The following is a 19,519-nucleotide window of genomic DNA, read 5'->3' as shown; positions in this document are numbered from 1 at the left end:
GGCTCACGCCCGCCGCAGCACCGGCAGCGCGGGCAGCGCCGCGAGCCCCACGCCGACGAGGAGCCCGAAGGCTCCGGCGATCGAGAAGACCGCCCCGAGGCCGAGCGCCGACGCCAGCGGCGCCGAGACGATCGGCGCGAGGAACTGGCCGAGGAAGAGGAAGGTGGTCACCGTGCCCATCGCCCTGCCGCGCACCTGCGCCTCCGCCGCATCCGCTGCCTGCGCGAAGAGATTGGGGATGAGCAGGCCGAGGCCGAGGCCCGCCACCGCGAGCCCGGGGAGCACGCGGAGCCAGGTCTCCTGCAGGCCGATCCAGACGTAGCTGGCCCCCACCGCCGCAAACGCCAGCGCGAAGACCCGGCGCCGCGGGAAGCGCAGCGCCGCCGGCGCGGCGAGCAGCCCGCCGCCGATGGCGTAGCAGAGCGTGAGGAGCGCCAGCGAAATGCCGGTCCAGGTCGATCCGGGCACGCCCAACTTCCGGAGGAGGAAGGGGAGGTGCACCGGCGAGAGGTAGAAGATCACCTGCGCGGCGAAGGCCATCCCCCACGGCCCGACGAGGCGCTGCAGCGGCAGCGAGGCCCGCCGCGCCGCAGGGCCCCGGGGCCGCATCGTCTCCCGGAGGGTCCGCTGCATCGGCCAGAGCAGGAGCAGCGCCACCAGGTAGAGCAGGAAGGCGGTGCGCCAAGCGAGCTCCGAGAGGAGGCCGCCCGCTGCGAGGAAGAGGCTGCCGCCGAGGCCGATGAAGGCCGATTGCTCGCCGAGGAGCCGGCGCCGGGCGGGCCCCTTCGCCGCGTCGGCGAGGAGGGTGGTGGCCGCGGTCATCGTCCCCGCGACCGCGAGGCCGAGGAGGGCGCGGGAGGCGAGGATCGCCTGCAGGCCGGGGAGCCAGGCGGGTGCGCTCCCCGCCGCCGCATAGCAGAGGGTGGCGCCGAGGAGGAGCGGTTTGCGGCCGTAGCGGTCGGCGAGCCAGCCGGCCAGCGGCGCGCCGAGCACGATGAAGAGCGCCGGCGTGGTGAGCACGAGGCGGCTGAGCAGGTCGACCCGTGACACGTCGGCGAAGTCGTCCCGGAGAGCCGGGAGCGTCGGCGCCACGATGGCTGCGGCGAGGATGGTGAGCGTGCTCGCCAGCAGGAGGGTGAGGCGGCCGCCTCTGCTGGCCGGGGGCGGTGTCGTCACCCCGCCAAGATGAGGCTGGGGACGCCTGGCGGCAGCGCCTGGTGGGATGTTTGGCGAGCGACACCCACGTAGATGGAAATTTTCGAATGGGGGAGTATGGGGGCTGCCGCCCTTCGAGGGCGATGCAGGAGGGGTCATGAGACTTCCCGTTTCCATCGCCATCCTGGTCCTCGCCGCAGCCTGTGGCGGGACTCCGGACGAGGCCGATTCCTTCGAGTCGCAGCAGTCGGCCCTCCGTGGCCGCCGCGCAGTCGCTGCCGTTTCGACCGGGGGCATCCAATTCCTTCCGCCGCTCGCCGCCGTACAGGCACCGGGCGGGACCTTCGTCGCCGACGCGCCCATCGAGGTCCGCGTCGATGCGGTCGACGCCAGCGGTGCCGTGACCGCCACCGTGGCGAGCTGGTCGACCCCGGATCTGCTGGTCGACGCCAGCGATGAGTTCTACCGGGCCGACTGGCGCACCGAGAGCGGTGATGCCGGCCACTACCGCATCGTCGTCTCCACGCCGGGCGGCGACGTGGGCGCCATCGCCCTCGAGCTCACCGCGGGGTCGCCGAGCGGCACCGCCCACAGCGCGGGCCGGACCCTGCCGATCAAGATCCGGGTGGAGGCCAGCGCTCTCGATCGCGACGGCGACACCGTCGTCGACTGGGAGGACACCTGCCCCGATCTCGCCAACTCGGATCCCGGCGACCTCGACTGCGACGGCGCGATCGATCCGCCGCCCGCTCCCGAGGGGATCCGGATCACAACCGAGGGTGAAGCCTACGGCCACCACGGCGATTGCGGCGGCTGGAACGCCTGCGGCGACGCCGCCACCTGCGCCGAGTGGGCCTGCTACGTGAACGGCTACTCGGCGCTGGTCTCGTACGGTGATGCCCGCCCCTGCACCGAATTCACCACCTGCAACCTCCTCGACGGCCCGGGCTCGGTGCAGATGGGCTGGGGCAATTTCTGCGAGGTGATGGGCGTCACCGACATCGACTGCGCCCCCTGAGCAAGCCTGCTCGGAACGACCGGCCCGGAAGGCGCTCGCATCGCGGCGTCTTTCGGGCCGTCGTCGTTCTGGGCGCCGCCGCCGTGCACGATCGCGCCATACCGCTTCGTGGCGTGGGCGGCCGGCCCTGCGGTGCGCAAGCTGCCGCCCATGGCAGCACGGCTCGGTGGCGCGCTCCTCCTCCTCCTTCTCGGCGCCTGCGATCGGATCTTCACGCCGCCCTATCCGGGCCAGCGCTCGGATCTCGAGGGCCTGGCTTCACCGATCGAAATGGGAAAGGTCCGGATCGGCGAGGAGGCCGCCTGGGACTTCTCGGTGCGCAACACCCGCAGCGACGCGGTGGTGGTGGACCTCCGGGGCAGGCCACCGATGCGGATCGAGCCGGGTGAGCGCTTCCTCCTCGCGCCCGGCGAGGTGCGGGCGGTCCGGATCTCCCTCACCGCCGCCGAGCCCGGACCCTTCGCGGAATACATCGGCCTGCAGCTCGAGCACGACGTCAAGGTGATCGAGGTCAAGGGCGAGGCCATCGAGCCCTGCCATCCGAGCTGCGGTTACCTCGCGGACGGTCGCTGCCAACCCCACCGCGAGGGGATGACCTGCTCGCTCGAGACCCCCTGCGCCTCCGCCGGCCTCTGCGCTGCGGGCGCATGTGTCGCGGAGCCGCTGCCGGATCGAACGGCCTGCGAGAGCGGCTGCGGCGAGGGGAGCTGCCTCGACGGACGCTGCGAGCTCGGGGGCGTCGCCGCCGAGCCTGCCTGGAGCTTCACCCGGCAGGGCGCGTTCGAGCTGGGGGCGCAGGACGGCGACCGCGCCCTTCTGCTCGCGCGCTGGACCGAGGCCCACGCTTCGCCCTTCACCATCCGCTCCGACGGCACGCTGCTCACCGAGACCCATTCGGTCCCCGTGCCGCAGGGGCGGCCGGTCCATCTCTTCGAGGACGCGGTGGCGGTGTGGACCTCCGGCGCCTGGCGGGGCTACGACCTGCACACCGGCGCCGCGATCTGGCCGGGGCAGGGGATCGGCGGCGGGCGGGAGGACGCTGCGCTCCGCGGCCTGCTCCTGCTCCTCGGCGGAACAACGATCCGCGCGATCGATCCGGACTACGGCGTCCAGCGCTGGAGCTGGTCGGGGCGCGGCTCCTCCGGCTCGATGCGCACCGACGACGAGCGCCTCTACTTCCTCGGTGACGGTGAAGTCGCTGCGATCGATCCGGCGACCGGCGCCACCATCTGGAGCTGGACGCCGCAGGGGCCTGCCTGGGGCGGCATCCCGGATGGCACCGGCGGCCTGGTCGTCGCGCAGCACGACCGCACGGTCGGCGCCGCCGAGACGGTCCATCTCGATCGCAGGGGCATCGAGCGCTGGCGACGGCGCGAGGAGGTGGTCGCGGGCGAGCGCTACGACCACGCGATCCACGTCGAGCACGGCGCGATCTTCATGCAGAGCGGGATGGTGCGCTCTCTCGACGACGGGGGGCGGGCCTACCGGGTGCCGGTGGAGAGCTTGGTGCCGATCCTCGCCTTCGCGGGGCCGGTGGCGAACGCCTGGGAGGTGCGCTGCGACGACGACTGCAGCGGGTGGCTCGTCGGCTTCCGCAGCGCCGATGGCGCGATCCTCTACGAGACTTCGGTGCCGGTCGGCTCGCCGCGCCTGGCCCCCCGCGCCGATGGCCACCTCGTCCACTGGCGGGGCAGCACCGGCAACGTGCAGTGCGTCCTCGATCCCGAAGGCGATCCGCTGCTAGGCCTCGACGGCGCCCGGGCCGGCAGCGGGGTCGGCTGGCTGGGCGAGCACTGGCTCACCCTCCGCTACGACCCGCAGCTGCAGCGCTCGACGCTCACCGGCTGGCACGTTCCGCCGGCGGAATGAAGCGGAGGGGCCCGGATCACCCGCGATCCGGGCCCCGTCGATCAATTCGGCATGCAGACGCCGAGGTAGACGAAGTTGCCACCGAAGGGCGGCACCTCGAACGACGCGCCGCCGGCGACGCAGCGCCCGCCCGGGCAATCGGCGTCGTCCACGCAGGGCTCGAAGCAGATCAGGCACTCGAAGGCGAAGCCGCAATCCGGATCGGCGCAGTCGCGCAGCCCGTCGCCGTCGTTGTCCACCAGGTCGCTGCACGAGCCGGCGTCGTAGCCGACACCCTCGTTGCACGCAGCGTTGCGCTTGCAATCGCTGTCGGCGCAGTCGACGTCGCCGTCGCCATCCCCGTCGATGCCATCCGCGCAGCAATTGCCGGTGGCGCAGACGCTCTCGTTGCAGGCGGCCGTGTCGGCGCAATTGCCGTCCTGGCAGTCGATCCTGCCGTCCCCGTCGTCGTCGAGGCCGTTGGTGCAGCAGTCGCCTCCGTCGCAGAGGTCCTCGGCGCAGCTCGGCGTGCGGGCGCAGTCCTCGTCCTCGCAGTCGGGATAGCCGTCGAAGTCGTCGTCGACGCCGTCGTCGCAGACCCGCTCGAAGCAGCTCCTGCCGCAGTCGAAGCGGTCTTCGCAGTCGACCAGGCCGTCGCCGTCGTCGTCGATGCCGTTCCTGCAATCGCTCTCGACGCAGCCGGGCATGCCGGCACAATCGACGTCGGCGCAGTCGGTGGCGCCGTCCCCGTCGTTGTCGATCCCGTCGAAGCAGAGCCGCTCGCTGCAGGCGCGCTTGCCCTTGCAGACGTCCTCCCAGTCGATGATGCAGCAGTCCGGGTCGTCGCAATCGATGAGGCCGTCGCCGTCCTCGTCGGCGTAGTCCGCGCAGGCGAAGGTCTCGCGGCACTCCCAGAAGCAGTCCGGATCATCGCAGTCGATCTTCCCGTTGCCGTCGTCGTCGATGCCGTTCGTGCAGATCTCGAGCTGGCAGGTCTGCTCGCAGTCGAGGTCGGCGCAATCGACGAAGCCGTCGCCGTCGTCGTCCAGCCCGTTGGTGCATTCCTCGCGGGCACACCACGGGGCGCAGTCGAGATCCTCGCAATCTACGTCGCCGTCCCCGTCGTCGTCGATCCCGTTGTCGCAATCCTCGGCCCGGGCGATCGGCGGGCGGGTGCAGGCGCCGCTCGCGCACATGGTGGTGCAGCGATCGCCCATCCCCCCGTTGCCTGCGGGCGGGTGGCAGCGGAAGACCATCGACAGCGCGCCGTCGACCATCTCGTGCCCGGCGCTGCAGGCCCAATCGCCGGGGCAGTCGGTGCTCGAGGTGCACTCGATCCCGCGGCAGCGGGGGAAGCCCTGCCAATCGTCGGTGGTGCCCCAGACGCCGTCGTCGCCCGCGCTCTGCCACGCGACGTCGACGCACTCGGTCCCCTCGCCGCAATCGGTGTCGTCGGTGCAGCCGCCCTCGCAATAGCCGGTGGTGCCGTCCTGGAAGACCTCGCAGCGGCCGGAGCGGCAATCGCCGTAGTCGTCGCAGGCTTCCCCTGCGCCGGCGGAGCCTTCGGCCGGCTTGCAGACCGTATTCGCCTCGAGGTCGCGGGTGTCGGCCCAGACGCAGGCCTGGCCGTCCCCGCATTCCTCGTCGTCGGTACAATCGCGCAGGCAGGTGGGGACCCAGACGCTCTGCGATCCCGCCGCCATGCCGTAGAGGATGCAGGCGCCGCCGACACAGTCGTCGCTGTCCTCGCATGCGCCCTGGCAGATGCCGAGCTCGTCGATGCATTCGCCGCTGGCGCATTCGCCGTCCGCGACGCACGGACTGCCGGAGGCGCCGTCGCCCACAGCGAAGACGCAGGCCATGTCGACGCCGCCGTCCGCAGGACGGACCCAGCTCGCGCAGGTCTGGTCCTCGGCGCAATCCTCGTCGTTGGTGCAGGTGCGCGGCAGACAGATGCCGAGCTCGCCGGCGCGGCCGACCGCCATGCAGCGCAGGCCGTCGCCGCAGCTCGCCTCGCCGTCGGGATCGCAGGTGGGCACGCAGCGCCCGCCACCCGCCTGGTTCATGCAGGTGAAGCCGGCGCCGCAGGGATTGGCCGCGTCGCAGGTCTCGCCTCGGGTGCCCTCGGGCCCTTCGGGCAGGCAGGCGCCGTAGGGCTCCTGCCCATCGTCGAGCCCGAGGAAGGCACAGGCTTCGCCCAAGGAGCAGGCGCTTCCGTCGTCCCGCTGGCCCGTGCGCGGGTTGCAGGCATCCCTGCAAGCGCCTGCCACGAAGAGCTCGTCGTCGGCACAGGCGGGCTCGCCGCCACCGCTGCCGCCAGCTCCCCCGGCGCCGCCGGCTCCGCCGTCGCCACCAGCGCCAGCCGTGCCGCCAGCGCCACCGGCGCCGATCGGTGGATCCTTCACCTGCGGGGCGGGATCCTCTCCGCACGCCCACAGGGACAACACTGCCAGCAGCGTGATCAGTCGTCTCATGGCTGCCACGCTACGCTTGCAGCGTAGACAGCCGGGAGTGCGGCTCGTCTCTCTTGACAATTGGGCCGGATTCTGCTCCTCCGGCCCGGCTCGCGGAGCGATCAGCTCTCGTCGGCAGGCTTGCGCGACGCCGGAACGCCAGCGGCACCCGTGGGCTTGGGGAGCCGATCGAGCGCGGACGAGCGCCCCTCGTGCTTGCGGGCTGCAGCGCCTCCGCGCTTCTCGCCGCTGCGGGGGGACTCGCCTGGCAGCTTGTGCTCCTCGTCGCGGCGGAGCACCGCGCGCTCCTGTGCCAGCTCCTCCTTGAACTTTCCGAGCGGACCCTCTGGGCCCGGGGTGGTCCCGCGGGCGGTGTAATGGTCCTTGTTGTGCTTGCGGTAGTCCTCGCCCATTCGTCCACGCTCCTTTCGTCGATGAACGAAGAATAGGGCGGAGATCACCTCGACGCCTGCACCCGCCTCACGCGCCGCGATCCTGGTGGCGTACGTCAGGCGCCGCGGCTATCGCACGGGCCGTACCCCGATCGACGAAAGGCCGAACGCCGATGCTCACGCTCTTCTTCTCGCCTGGCGCCTGCTCCCTCGCTGCCCACATCCTCCTCGAGGAGCTCGGACTTCCCTACGAAGCGCAGCTCGTCTCCCTCAAGGACGGCGCCCACAAGCAGCCCGCCTACCTGGCGATCAACCCCCAGGGGAAGGTGCCGGCGCTCCGGTTTGCCGACGGCTGGATCCTCACCCAGAACCCCGCGATCCTCACCCACCTCGCGGGCCTCGCGCCCGAAGCCGGCCTCCTCCCCGCCGAGCCGCGGCAGGCCGCCCGGGCCCTGCAGATCGTCGCCTCTCTCTCGGCTGAGGCGCACCCGGCCTTCGGACGGGTCCTCAAGCCCGCGGTCTTCTCCGCCGACGAGGCCCACGCGCCGCAGATCCGGGAGAAGGGGCGGGCGGATTTCCAGGCGAAGCTGCAGGAACTCGACGCCATGCTCTCCGCGGACGGGCCCTGGGCCCTCGGCAGCAGCTACAGCTACGCCGATCCCTTCGTGCACGTCTTCTTCCGCTGGGCGAGCGCGTCGCAGCTCGACCTCGCGTCGCTGCCGCGGATGGCCCGGATCTCCGCCGCCATCCTCGAGCGCCCGGCTGCGCGCCGCGCGATGGTGGCGGAGGGGCTGATCGAGGCGTGAAAAATCGGGGATGCGCAGGTTCGAATGCCCGAACCCTCGACAAGGCCATGTGGCAGCGGGCTATTCTCCCCGGATTCATCGATATCGGAGGTACGGATGAGCTGCACCCGTGGATGTTGGATGGGCGCCCTGCTGCTTGCTGCAACCGCCATGGTGGCGTGTGGTGACGGCGGCAACGACGACCAGAACGCCGGTGGCGCCGGCGGGGTCGGTGGCGCCGGTGGAACCGGCGGCACGGCGCCGGTGCACGCGCCGCTCATCGGTGACGGCACGCCCGAGTCGGTACGCTTCACGGTGATCGCCGACGCGGAGGACGGCCTCGCCGTTCCGCGTGACCTCGGCTTCCATCCCGGCCGCGAGGGCGAGCTCTGGGTGGCCAACCGGCAGGACGATGGCACCACCATCATCTTCGACGCCACCGGCGCCGCGGAGAACAGCGAGCACCGGGTCGACGGCTTTGCCGAGCACTTCATGGAAGAGGTGAGCAGCATCGCCTTCGGCGCGCAGAACTACCGCGACGACTGGAGCTTCGGCACCTGCCAGGAGTCCGAGAACACCTACAACGACCAGTACGCGCCCAACTACTTCATGGGGCCGGCGCTCTGGAGCGCGCACCTCGACGTCTTCGCGATCAACAATCCCGAGGGCCTCGGCTCGCACCTCGACATGCTCCACGAGAGCCCGAACTGCATGGGCATCGCCCACCAGTCCGAGAACGTCTACTGGGTCTTCGACGGGCACCACGGCCAGATCGTCCGCTACGACTTCCAGCAGGATCACGACGCGGGCTACGACGACCACTCCGACGGGATCATCCACTTCCTCGCGGAGCCGCGGGTGGTTCGCGTGCCCGACGTGCCCAGCCACCTCGTCATGGACCTGGAGTCGCGGCGCCTCTACGTCGCCGACACCGGCAACCAGCGCATCCTCTGGATCGACCCCCGCGGCGCTTCGAAGGTGAAGAGCATGATCGGCAAGGAGCGGGGCACGATCGTGGAGGAGTGGGGCGGCCAGGAGTGGGGCGAGCTCGTCCCCGCCTCCGCCGGCCTGCTCCAGGCGCCGAGCGGCCTCGCCCTCCACGGCGGCTACCTCTACGTCGGCGACAACGCCACCGGCGAGATCCTCGCCTTCGATCTCGAGGGCAACCTCGTCAACCGCCTCACCACCGGCGTGGCGCCCGGCGCCCTGATGGGCCTCGAGCCCGGCCCGGACGACCGGCTCTACTTCGCCGATGCCACCGGTCGCATCGTGCGGATCGAGCCCGCCGCCGAGTAGCGAGGGCCGGGGACGCACCGGCAGCCGGTGCGTCCCCGGTCTTTCTGCACGGGCGAACGGCGGGCGCACGCTCGGCCCCTCGTGCAGCACCCGCGGGATCGGGGGATGACAGCGGCGCCTGCTGGAGCCGGTGTCGGGCTTTGCGGAATTCTGAGTTTTTTGATTCCCTGAGCTCATGAAGTCCGATCGGTCGATGTTGTTGCGCACGCCTGCAACGGTGCTTCTCGCTCTCGTGCTGGCTGCGTGTGGAAGTGGCTCCGATGCAGCGCCCGAGGAGGGCGGGAGCGCCGGAGTCGGCGGCAGCGGCGGTGCTGGCGGCAGCGGCGGTACCGGCGGGCAGCCCGAACCCGAACCCGAACCCGAACCCGAACCCGAGCCCGAGCCCGAGCCGGAACCCGAACCCGAGCCGGAACCCGAACCCGAGCCGGAACCCGAACCCGAGCCGGAACCCGAACCCGAGCCGGAGCCCGAACCCGCGCCGACCTGGAAGCTGGCCTCCTTCAGCTGCACCCCCGGCACCGGCATCGTCCCCTTCGACGCCACCTGCACCTGGTCGATCGACGCACCCGACGACGACGCGATCGCCTGCACCCTGGTCATCGACGGCGAGATGCTCGCCATCCCCGACTGCCGCAGCGACAGCTCCCACTCGCTCCGCCTCGGATCCGCCGGTGAGGTCGACCTCACCCTCGCCGCCAGGGACCGCAAGGGCAACGAGCAGCGCAAGGATTCCACCGTGCGCGGCAACGCGGCCCGCGCGCCGGTGATCGACTCCTTCTCCGCCAGCACCACCACCGGCACCGCGCCGCTCTCGACCCGCTTCTCCTGGTCGATCTCCGATCCCAACGGCGACAACCTCCGCTGCACCGTCGACTTCGACGGGAACGGCACGGTCGACGAGACGATCGATCCCTGCACGTCGGCGAGCACTGCCAGCCACACCTACGTGACGGCGGGCACCTTCGACGCGCGGCTCACCGTCCGCAACGGCAGGGGCCTCGAGGCCGCCCGCACCCGCACCATCACCGCCAGCCCGGCGCCGGAGCCCGAACCCGAGCCGGAGCCCGAGCCGACCCCCGGCCCGATCGTCGGCGATCTGCGCATCACCCGCGGCGAGTGGGGCCAGTCGGTGATCCTCGAGGACCTCGTCCTCGTCGCCTCCAAGGACGCGCTCCTGCGCCTCTACGTCCTCGGCAGCACCAGCGGCATCGGCGGCGTCACCGTCCGCGCCGAGGCCTTCGCCGGCAGCAGCTCCCTCGGAACGCTCTCGCTCAGCGGCCCCTCCACGCCGCCCACCAGCGAGGACCCCTCCAACCTCGCGCAGCAATACCGCGCGGTGGTGCCCGCCTCCTGGGTGCAGCCCGGCCTGCGCATCGACGTCCAGGTCGATCCCGCCAACCAGCTCGCCGAGACCAACGAGTCCAACAACACCCTCGTGCTCCAGCCCACCGTCGAGAGCCGCGCCGAGCTGCCCGTCACCGTGGTGCCGATCCGCTACGACGGCATGACCGGCAGGGCCACCTCCTTCTCCCAGAAGGTGACCGAGCTCTGGCCCGTGCCCGGCGTCGACATCCTCGTCCGCGCGCCCTACACCTACACGCCGGGCAGCAACGGCTTCCAGCTCAGCGAGGTGCTCCAGCAGGTCTACTCGCTGCGCCGCGCCGACGGCAGCAGCCGCTACTACATGGGCATGGTGCCGGGCATGCCGACCTACGGCACCGTCGGCCTCGGCTACATCGGCCAGCCGGTCTCGGTGGTGAAGGACGATTCGAGCGCCACCCCCGAGCTCGTCGCCCACGAGCTCGGCCACAACTTCGGCATCCAGCACGCGCCCTGCGGCACGAGCGGCGACGCGAACTACCCCTACTCCAACGCCACCCTCGGCAGCTGGGGCTGGAACGCCACCACGAGCTCCCTCGTCTCGCCGAGCAACTACCGCGACGTGATGTCCTACTGCGGCCCGAAGTGGGTCTCCGACTGGAACTACGAGCTGGCGCAGTCCTTCCTGCGGCGCAACCCGCCCGCTGCCAGCGCGCCCTACGCCACGCCGGCGCCGGCGCTCTCGCTCCTCGTCTCCGGCAGCGTCGGCGAGGCGGGCGTCAGCCTCGATCCGATCCACCGCGTCCTCGTCCAGCCCGAGGTGCAGGCGGGTGATTGGACCCTCGAGCTGCGCACCGCCAGCGGCAAGGTCGAGGTGCCCTTCGAGCTGATGCAGCTCGATCACGACGACGACGGCACCCTCCGCTTCGCGGTGACGGTGCAGGAGCCCGGCGAGGAGATCCTCGACCTCTCGATCCGGTGGCAGGGCCACCCGGTCCTCGATCGCGCCGCCCTGCTCCCGCCCGTCCCCGCTGCGGCGCCTTCCCTCCAGGAGGAGGACGGCAAGCTCCACCTCGGATGGGACGCAGGGACCCACCGCTTCGCCGCGGTCGCCTGGCTGCACGAGGGGGAGCGCACCACGCTCGCCCTGCGGCTGAAGGACGGCGCCGCCACCGTCGACACCACGGGCCTGCCGCCAGGCGGCCTCTTCGAGGTGAGCCTCTCCGACGGCCGCACCGCGGAGCATTTCGTCTTCGAGCGCTGACGGCCTCCCGGGACGCCGACGACGACGAAAGGGCCGGGGAGCGGATCGCCCCCCGGCCCTTCGTCCATCAACGCTCCTGCACGCTCGCCGCCGCGCCCGCCGGCTGGGCACGGGCGCGCTGCACCGCTGCAACCGCCGCGGCGAGACGCCTGCCGAGATCCTCGTCGGCCTTCGCGAACCAGGTGAGCGAGCGGTCGATCACGTCGGGCCGCGAGACCTGGCCGAGGCTGCCGGCGAGGTTGGCGATCAGCCGCTCCTTCTCGGGCTCGGTCATCACCCGGTAGAGCGCGCCGGCCTGCACGAAATCGTCGTTCTCCCGGTGCACCGGATGGTCCTGCGGGCCGGTCACGCCGGCGACGGGAAGCGCGTGCTCGTAGCGCTCGCCGGTGGGCGCAGGTCCGCCGTAGCCGTTCGGCTCGTAGTTGCGCGCCCTGCCGCCGTTGCCGTCGAAGCGCATCGCGCCGTCGCGGCCGTAGTTGCGGGCGCCGCCCTCCACGCCCTTCGGCTCGTTCACCGGCAGGCGGGTGTGGTTGACACCGAGGCGGTAGCGGTGCGCGTCGCCGTAGGCGAAGAGCCGCGCCTGCAGCATCCGATCCGGCGAGGGGCCGATGCCCGGAACGAAGTTGCCCGGGTTGAAGGCCGCCTGCTCCACTTCGGCGAAGTAGTTGTCCGGCGCCCGGTCGAGGACGAGCCTGCCCACCTCGATCAACGGGTAGTCGGCGTAGGGCCAGACCTTGGTGAGATCGAAGGGATCGTAGCGGTAGGTGGCGGCATCCGCCGCCGGCATGATCTGCACCTTGAGCGTCCAGGACGGAAAGTCGCCGCGCTCGAGGGCGTCGTAGAGATCCTTCTGGTGGAAGGCGGGATCCCTGCCGCCCACCATCGCCGCCTGCGCGCTGGTGAGGCAGCGGATCCCCTGGTCGGTCTTGAAGTGGAACTTCACCCAGAAGCGCTCGCCCTGCTCGTTCACGAGGCCGAAGGTGTGCGAGCCGAAGCCGTCCATGTGGCGGAGCGAGGCGGGGATCCCGCGGTCGCCGTGGAGCCAGACGAATTGGTGGGTCGCCTCCGGCGTGTGCGAGAAGAAATCCCAGGCGTTGTCGGGCTCCTGCCGGTTGGTGAAGGGGTCGTATTTCTGGGAGTGGATGAAGTCGGGGAATTTGATCCCGTCGCGGATGAAGAAGACCGGCGTGTTGTTGCCGACCAGATCCCAATTCCCCTCCTCGGTGTAAAACTTCACCGCGAAGCCCCTGGGATCCCGCACCGTGTCCGCAGCGCCCTTCGAGCCCGCGACGGTGGAGAAGCGGACGAAGACCTTCGTCCTCTTGCCCACCGCGGAGAAGAGCTTCGCGCGGGTGTATGTCGCCAGCGCCGCGCTCGTCACCTCGAAGTGGCCGTAGGCGCCGCTGCCCACGGCGTGGACGACGCGCTCGGGGATCCGCTCGCGGTTGAAGCGCGCGAGCTTCTCGAGGAGGTGGTGGTCCTGGAGCAGGGTGGGGCCGCCGGCGCCGGCGGTCTGGGCGTGCCGATCGTCGGTGACCGGTGCGCCCGCTTCGGTGGTCAGGTGGTTCTTCAAGCCGTCTCTCCTTCGTCGAAAGCTGCGTGTGGCAGCAATCCTGTCGGGGGAGAGGTCGATGTCGCCAAGACATCGTTTCTAACGGTTCGATAGGGAGGGGCTATTTATCTCCCGGTGCCTTGTGGAGCGGGCGCCGGAACGTAATGTGCGGGTGGCCGCAGCCGCCCCGACCCGGTTCGTAGGCGCCCGTGAACCACCCGCACGCTCTCACCCTACAGGGGCCGTCCGCGAGGGAGAAATGAAGTGATTGCATGCGGATCAGTACCCATCTGCATGATGCGATGACCTTCGATCTCGAGCTGCTGCGGGCCTTCCTGGCGGTAGTCGATTGCGGCAGCTTCACCGCGGCCGGCGTCCGCCTGCACCGCACCCAGTCGACCGTCAGCCAGCAGATCCGGCGTCTCGAGGAGATGACCGGCAGGCACCTGCTCGATCGCACGACCCGGAACGTCGTGCCCACCGAGGATGGCGAGCGCCTGCTCGGTTACGCGCGCCGGATCCTCGAACTCAACGACGAGGCCAGGCAGGCGCTCGCTGCGCCGCCGAGCGAGCACGTGGCGCGGATCGGCGTCCCCGACGACTTCTCGGCGGACCGCCTCACCCAGACCCTCGCCACCTTCGCGAACGCCCACCAGCGGCTGCGGCTCGAGGTCACCAGCGCCTTGAGCCGCGAGCTGCGCCGCCTCTACGACGAAGGCGAGCTCGATCTCGCCTTGATCAAGCAGCACAAGGGACCTTCGCCAGCCCGGCACACCTGGGCCGAGCGGCTCTGCTGGGTCGACAGCAGGAAGCATCCGACCTTCGGCAGGGATCCCGTCCCGCTCGTCGTCTTCCCGCGGAGCGCGCTCTACCGCGAGGAGGTGATCGCCTCGATGGAGGCGCTCGGGAGGCGCAGCCGGATCAGCTACGTCTCGCAGAGCCTGGCGTCGCTGCAGGCCGCGGTGGCGGACGGCCTCGGGGTCAGCCTGCTCCCCGCCCGCGCGGTCCTCGATCGACACCGCGTCCTCGGCCCGGAGACCGGCCTGCCCTCCATCGAGACCATCGAGATCGCGCTCTACCACCCGCCGGAAGCGGACGCGGTGATCCTGCAGCTGGCAGAGCAGCTCTCGCTCATCGTCGAGGCGGCCACCGAGCTGGAGCTCGCCTCCACCGGCGCCTGATCCCGGGGCCGGGGCTCACGACCCGGGCCACCACGACCGGGTGCGCCGAGGGAGCCATCTCCTCCGGCGCCGTGCTACCTTCGCGCCCGATGAGCGAGTCGTTTCCCGAGGCAACCGAAACCAGCCCGGCAGCGCCAGCGACGGCGGCCGGCGAGCAGGCGGAGATCCCACCCGGCGAGGAGGCCGTGCCGGAGCACGCGCCCAACCGGATCTTCTGGCTCTGCTTCGCGGCCTGCTCCGTCGCCACGCTTCTGCCGCTCTGGCTCGTCGACTTCCTGCCGGCCACCGACCTTCCCCAGCACGCCGCGCAGATCAAGCTGTGGCAGCGGTGGGACGCGGGGCTCGGCCGCGACCTCTACAAGCTCAACTGGTTCACGCCCTATCTCTTCGGCTACTCGCTCGTCCGCCTCTTCGCCTTCTTCACCGAGATCGAGACGGCGATCCGCATCGTGCTCTCCGGCTACGTGCTGGCCCTGCCGCTCGGCATGCTCGCCTGGCTCAAGGCGCTGCGCCGCCCCCACGAGGTGGCGCTCCTCGCCTTTCCGGCGGCGTACGGCTTCTCGTTCCAGTGGGGCTTCTTCAATTACACCGTCGCCCTGCCGGTGGCGCTCTTCTTCCTCGCCCTCGGCGAGACGCATCTGCAGCGGCCCACGCGACGCACCACCATCGGCCTCGCGCTCTTCTCGGTCTTCCTCTTCTTCGCCCACGTGCTGATCCTCGCCGCGTGCGGCGTGCTCCTCTTTGGCCGCGCGCTGCTCCTCCGCCGGATCTCGGCCACGGTCGTGCGCCTCCTCCCAGCTGCCACCGGCGCGCTCTTCGTCCCGCCGTGGATCTTCGCGGTCCGCGCCTCCCACGGCGCCGCCCGCCACTCCAGCACCGGCTGGGAGCTGGGGCTGCAGCGCTTCCTCGACCTGCCGTCGCTGATGTTCGGGCTCGAGGGCGATCGCAAAGCGCAGCTGCTGGGGCTGCTGCTCCTCGCCTGGGGGCTGGTCTCGATCGTCTTCGCCCTGGTGCGCAGGCGGCCCGGGCTGCTCGTCGCACCGGCGGTGGCGCTGCTCCTCTACGCGTTCATCCCCTCGCATGCGATGAACACCTTCTTCCTCGCGCCCCGCTTCGGCGTGATCGTGGCCCTCGTGCTGGTCCCGATGCTGGCGCTGCCGCGCTCCCGCCTCGGCAGGGGGATCGCGCTCGGCGCCATCGTCCTCGGGATCGGCGCGTGGAGCACGGTGACGACCCAGCGCTTCCTCGGCTTCGACGCGGAGGCCCGGGGTCTGAACGAGGTCCTCGCGGCCGCCGAGCCGGACAAGCGATTGCTCGGCCTCACCTACGATCAGGGCAGCCGCCACTTCGGCGGGCGGCCCTTCCTCCACTTTCCCGCTTATTACCAGGCGCGGAAGGGCGGGGAGATCGGCTTCTCCTTCGCCCAGTTCTTCCCGCAGCTCCTCCGCTTCCGCCACGGCAAGCAGCCCGACATCACCCCGGGGCTCGAGTGGTCCCCCGGGCGCTTCGACTGGAACCGCGACGGCGGCTTCGACTACCTGCTGGTGCGCAGCGCGAAGGAACCCAGCCTCCTCAAGAAGAACCGCCTCCGTGCCCGCCTCGTGAAGGCGAGTGGCAGCTGGAGGCTCTACCGAATCGAGCGGTCATGGCCCCGACGGATCTCTGCTCCGTAATCGTCCCGGTCTTCAACGAGGAGGAGGTCCTCCCGCTCCTGCACGAGCGTCTCACCGCGACGCTCTCCCGGCTCGGGCTGGACTGGGAGATCGTCTACGTGAACGACGGAAGCCGCGATCGCTCCTGGTCGATCCTCGAGGAGCTCCAGGCCCGCGACCCGCACGTCGTCGCCATCTCCCTGTCGCGGAACTTCGGCCACCAGCTCGCCGTGAGCGCAGGTCTGGACAAGGCCCGCGGCGACGCCATCGTCTTCATCGACGCCGACCTCCAGGACCCGCCGGAGCTGATCGAGCAATTCGTGGCGCGCTGGCGCGAGGGCTACGACGTCGCCTACGGGCTCCGGGAGAAGCGCCTCGGCGAGTCGATCTTCAAGAAGGTCACCGCGGCGCTCTTCTACCGCACGATCCGCAAGCTCACCGCGGTGGACATCCCCGCCGACACCGGCGACTTCCGCATCGTCAGCCGCCGCGTCGCCGACGTGCTCCGCCAGCTGCCGGAGAAGCACCGTTTCATCCGCGGCCTCGTCTCCTGGGTCGGCTTCCGGCAGATCGCCGTCCCCTACGTGCGCCAGGCGCGTGCAGCAGGCGAGACCAAATATCCCCTCGCCAGGATGGTGAAGTTCGCAGCGGACGCCCTCACCTCGTTCTCGACCGCGCCCCTCCGCCTCGCGACGACGGCGGGCATCGCCGCGGCGGGCATCGCCTTCCTCTATGCGGCGTGGGCGGTCTACGAGAAGCTCTTCAGCGGCGCCACGATCCAGGGTTGGGCCTCGCTCTTCGTCCTCGTCGCGCTGCTCGGCTCGGCGCAGCTCCTCGCCCTGGGGATCATCGGCGCCTACGTCGGCCGCATCTACGAGCAGATCAAGGATCGGCCGCTCTACGTGATCGCGGAGCACCGGACGAGCCGCCTCGACGCGCTGGTCCAGCAGGCGCCGCCCAACGAATTCCGCGGCACGGCCACCGCCTCCGAAGCACGGCCGGACGCGAAGTGAGCGTTCCGGAAGGCAAGAGGCCTGCGAGCGGGAGGCGCTCGCCGCTGCGCACCGCCCTCGACGCTGCAGGGCTCCTGCTCGCAGCGGTGCTGGCCTGGTGGGCGTGGACCAGGGCCGACCCCCACGCGTTGGCGGCGGCCTTCCGTGGCGGAGAGCGGACCTGGCTCGCGGTCGCCGCGGCGACGCTCCTCACCGGCCATGCGCTCCGCGTGCTGCGCTGGAGCTCGCTCTGCGCCGGCGCGGGCTCGGCGCCCGGCGCCGCGCTCGTCGCCGGGCCGGTCGGCCTGCTGGCGGTGACGCTCCTGCCCTTCCGCCTTGGGGAGGGCGTGCGTCTCGCGCTGCAGCGTCGCCTCGACGCAGGCGCGGGCCTGCCGCGGCTGGTCGGCCTCACCCTGATCGAGCGTGCCGGTGACCTCCTCGGGATCCTCCTCCTCGTCGCCCTCGGCGCCGCAGCAGCGGGCAGCTACCTGCCTGCAGCCGGCCTCGCCTGCGGCGTGGCGGTGGGCGCAGCGGTGGCGCGCGGGGCGGAGCGCCTGGGCGCGCTCCAGCTCGAAGGGCGCCTACGCCTGCAGAAGCTCGCCGCGCTCGTGCTGCGGCTCGCTCGAACCGTGCTCGCGCAGCGGCCCGCAGCCCTCGCACGCGTGGCGCTCCTCAGCGTGGTGGCCTGGTTCGGCGATGCGGTCGCAATCTTCGCCCTGGCTCGGGCGTTCGGCGCGGCGGTCGAGCCCGGCGCCGCTGCAGCAGCAGCTGGGTGGGTGGCCCTCGGCGTCGCGCTGCCGACGGCGCCGGCGGGCCTCGGCACCCACCAGGCGGTGATGGCCTGGGCCCTGGGCGGCGCCGTCTCCTTCGAGGCGGCGCTCGCGATCTCCCTGGCCATGCTCGCGCTGATCGTCTTCGCCCAGGCGCTGCTCACCGCCGCCGCGCTCGCCTCGCTGCTGCTCCGGGCTGGCGCAGTGCGCCGGCAGCAGGGCGCTGCCGGCGGCGCTTCGCCTTAAGAAGGCAGCACGGCGCTCTCGGTCTCGTCGTAGACGAGCTGGCGCGGCTCCCCTTCCTTCTTCAGCTCGTCGGCGCGCTTGTTCATGTCGCGGCCGAGCGTGTCGAGGCGGGTCTTGCTGAAGTCCTTCTCCACCTGCGGGAAGAGCTCCTCCTCCTCCTCCTTCACGTGGTGCTGGATGTCCTCCTTGAGTACGGCACATTTCGCGGTCCACTGCTCGTCCGACGCGTCCATGTCGAGCATGTCGGCGATGATCCGCTTGGCCTGCAGATGCTCCTCCACCGCCTCGCGGAGATCGTCCTCGGTCCGGTCCTCGAAGACCGCCGGGTAGAAGAGCTCCTCCTCGATGTGGCAGTGGACGAGGAAGGAGTCGGCGAGCTGCGCGAAGAGCTGGCTCTTCTCGTCGCCCTCCGCGTCCTCGATCTTCTCGAAGAGGCCCTCGACCTCGCGGTGCTGCTGCTTCAGAAGCTTGATCGCGTCCATTCGTACCTCCGGGTGCTGTTCCAGAAGGTTCGCCACCCGATCCGGTCGCCGCCAGTGGGGGAGGGCCTGGGCTGCCCGCGGACGGCACGCTCCCGGACCGCGGGGCGGAGAGGGCGCATGCCCGCCTGATCGGTCAGGCAGGGGTGAAGGCCGGGGCAGCGGCAAAGTGGCGCGCCAGGGCCTCGAGCAGCGCGCGGGTGCGCTGCGGCAGCTGGCGCCCGGGTGCGGTCACGGCGAAGACGCCGATCGCGCCGCGGCGCCACCGGGAAAGGACCTGCACCAGGCTCCCCGCCTCCAGCTCGGCGGCCACCATGAAGCGCGGCACCACCACGAGGCCCAGCCCCGCGATGGCCGCCTCCCGCAGCACCGTGCCGTCGCTGGACGTGAGGGTCCCGCGAACCGGCACGACCTCCGGGCCCGATTCCCCGCGGAAACGCCACTCCCCCGAGAGCGGCACGTTGGCGTAGTGCAGGCAGTTGTGGTGGAGCAGATCGCCCGGCGTCTCCGGCACGCCGTTGCGCTCGAAATAGGAGGGGGCGCCGCAGACGACGAGGCGGTCCGCTGCCAGACGCCGGGCCACGAGGCTCGAGGCGGCGAGGCGTCCGATCCGGACGACGACGTCGAAGCCCCCCTCCACCACGTCGACGAGGCGATCGTCCGCGGTGAGGTGCACCTCGATCGCGGGATGCTCGATCAGGAATCCGGCGATGGCCCTGCCGAGATGCAGCTGGGAGAGGGTCACCGGGGCGCTGATGCGAATCGGCCCCTTGAGCTCCTCGCTGGCGCCGACCACCGATTCGGCTGCGGCGTCGACCTGGTCGAGGACGAGGGCGCAATGCTCGTAGAAGTGCATCCCCTCCTCGGTGAGATCGAGCTTGCGGGTGGTGCGGCGCAGCAACTTCACGCCGAGCGTCTCCTCGAGCTGCGCGATGCGCCGGCTCACCGACGACTTGGTCACGCCTTCGCGGCGGGCCGCCTCGGTGAAGGAGCGGCTCCGCACCACGTGGGCGAAGAGGACCATCGAGCCGATGTCGTCGAAGCCGAGGGAACCGCGGCCCATGTCTGCTCCCGTCGATATCGTTGCGTTCGCGCAACAGTCTTTTCGAGGCCGGG

The 19,519-nt window shown here is 71.2% G+C and carries 15 protein-coding genes; 9 read left to right on the top strand and 6 right to left on the bottom strand.

The window, feature by feature from the left end; all coding sequences use genetic code 11:
• Positions 1 to 3: 3 nt before the first annotated feature.
• Complete coding sequence (locus ACESMR_RS19405; protein ID WP_373048772.1) at positions 4 to 1,176, bottom strand: MFS transporter; 1,173 nt, start codon at positions 1,174 to 1,176, stop codon at positions 4 to 6.
• Positions 1,177 to 1,312: 136 nt separating this feature from the next.
• Here ACESMR_RS19405 and ACESMR_RS19400 point away from each other — a divergent pair, with 136 nt between their 5' ends.
• Together ACESMR_RS19400 and ACESMR_RS19395 are read left to right on the top strand one after the other, a co-directional pair.
• Positions 1,313 to 2,173 (top strand): hypothetical protein, encoded by an 861-nt coding sequence (locus ACESMR_RS19400; RefSeq protein ID WP_373048771.1) that lies wholly within the window; start codon positions 1,313 to 1,315, stop codon positions 2,171 to 2,173.
• A gap of 150 nt (positions 2,174 to 2,323) precedes the next feature.
• Positions 2,324 to 4,042: a PQQ-binding-like beta-propeller repeat protein gene (locus ACESMR_RS19395; RefSeq protein WP_373048770.1), complete on the top strand. Its 1,719-nt coding sequence runs from the start codon at positions 2,324 to 2,326 to the stop codon at positions 4,040 to 4,042.
• A gap of 41 nt (positions 4,043 to 4,083) precedes the next feature.
• On the opposite strand, the gene ACESMR_RS19390 is transcribed toward ACESMR_RS19395, so the two are convergent.
• Together ACESMR_RS19390 and ACESMR_RS19385 are read right to left on the bottom strand one after the other, a co-directional pair.
• Positions 4,084 to 6,495: a hypothetical protein gene (locus tag ACESMR_RS19390; RefSeq protein WP_373048769.1), complete on the bottom strand. Its 2,412-nt coding sequence runs from the start codon at positions 6,493 to 6,495 to the stop codon at positions 4,084 to 4,086.
• Between the two features lie 101 nt (positions 6,496 to 6,596).
• Complete coding sequence (locus ACESMR_RS19385) at positions 6,597 to 6,887, bottom strand: hypothetical protein (protein WP_373048768.1); 291 nt, start codon at positions 6,885 to 6,887, stop codon at positions 6,597 to 6,599.
• A gap of 152 nt (positions 6,888 to 7,039) precedes the next feature.
• On the opposite strand from ACESMR_RS19385, the gene ACESMR_RS19380 reads away from it, so the two are divergent.
• The 3 genes from ACESMR_RS19380 (at position 7,040) to ACESMR_RS19370 (ending at position 11,531) form a co-directional block, all read left to right on the top strand.
• On the top strand, positions 7,040 to 7,672 hold the full coding sequence (locus ACESMR_RS19380; RefSeq protein WP_373048767.1) for a glutathione S-transferase family protein: 633 nt from the start codon (positions 7,040 to 7,042) through the stop codon (positions 7,670 to 7,672).
• A 96-nt stretch (positions 7,673 to 7,768) separates the two neighbouring features.
• Positions 7,769 to 8,947: a hypothetical protein gene (locus ACESMR_RS19375; protein WP_373048766.1), complete on the top strand. Its 1,179-nt coding sequence runs from the start codon at positions 7,769 to 7,771 to the stop codon at positions 8,945 to 8,947.
• 175 nt (positions 8,948 to 9,122) lie between these two features.
• Positions 9,123 to 11,531 carry a M66 family metalloprotease gene (locus ACESMR_RS19370; RefSeq protein ID WP_373048765.1) on the top strand — a complete coding sequence of 803 codons (2,409 nt, stop codon included), beginning with the start codon at positions 9,123 to 9,125 and terminating at the stop codon, positions 11,529 to 11,531.
• 67 nt (positions 11,532 to 11,598) lie between these two features.
• Here the strand turns inward: ACESMR_RS19370 and ACESMR_RS19365 are convergent, their stop codons facing one another.
• Entirely contained in the window at positions 11,599 to 13,104 is a 1,506-nt protein-coding gene (locus ACESMR_RS19365; RefSeq protein WP_373048764.1) for a catalase, read from the bottom strand.
• Between the two features lie 251 nt (positions 13,105 to 13,355).
• Here ACESMR_RS19365 and ACESMR_RS19360 point away from each other — a divergent pair, with 251 nt between their 5' ends.
• The 4 genes from ACESMR_RS19360 to ACESMR_RS19345 all read left to right on the top strand — a co-directional run bounded on the left by ACESMR_RS19360 (position 13,356) and on the right by ACESMR_RS19345 (position 17,924).
• Entirely contained in the window at positions 13,356 to 14,264 is a 909-nt protein-coding gene (locus ACESMR_RS19360; protein ID WP_373048763.1) for a LysR substrate-binding domain-containing protein, read from the top strand.
• An 89-nt stretch (positions 14,265 to 14,353) separates the two neighbouring features.
• Entirely contained in the window at positions 14,354 to 15,937 is a 1,584-nt protein-coding gene (locus ACESMR_RS19355) for a hypothetical protein (RefSeq protein WP_373048762.1), read from the top strand.
• Entirely contained in the window at positions 15,910 to 16,929 is a 1,020-nt protein-coding gene (locus ACESMR_RS19350; protein ID WP_373048761.1) for a glycosyltransferase family 2 protein, read from the top strand. The genes ACESMR_RS19355 and ACESMR_RS19350 overlap by 28 nt, the downstream gene beginning before the upstream one ends.
• The gene (locus tag ACESMR_RS19345) at positions 16,926 to 17,924 is read left to right on the top strand and encodes a lysylphosphatidylglycerol synthase domain-containing protein (protein ID WP_373048760.1); all 999 of its coding nucleotides are present in this window, start codon (positions 16,926 to 16,928) and stop codon (positions 17,922 to 17,924) included. Before ACESMR_RS19350 ends, ACESMR_RS19345 begins: the two co-directional genes overlap by 4 nt.
• Here ACESMR_RS19345 and ACESMR_RS19340 read toward each other — a convergent pair.
• Positions 17,921 to 18,406, bottom strand: a complete 486-nt coding sequence (locus ACESMR_RS19340) for a hemerythrin domain-containing protein (RefSeq protein ID WP_373048759.1) — start codon at positions 18,404 to 18,406, stop codon at positions 17,921 to 17,923. The genes ACESMR_RS19345 and ACESMR_RS19340 overlap by 4 nt on opposite strands.
• A 133-nt stretch (positions 18,407 to 18,539) precedes the next feature.
• Positions 18,540 to 19,466: a LysR family transcriptional regulator gene (locus ACESMR_RS19335; RefSeq protein ID WP_373048758.1), complete on the bottom strand. Its 927-nt coding sequence runs from the start codon at positions 19,464 to 19,466 to the stop codon at positions 18,540 to 18,542.
• Between the last annotated feature and the right edge of the window lie 53 nt (positions 19,467 to 19,519).

The organism is Vulgatibacter sp., from assembly GCF_041687135.1.
In the GTDB taxonomy this organism is placed as follows: Bacteria; Myxococcota; Myxococcia; order Myxococcales; family Vulgatibacteraceae; genus JAWLCN01.
Note: the sequence above shows the minus strand (reverse complement) of the source record. Positions and strands in the feature narration are given on the sequence as shown.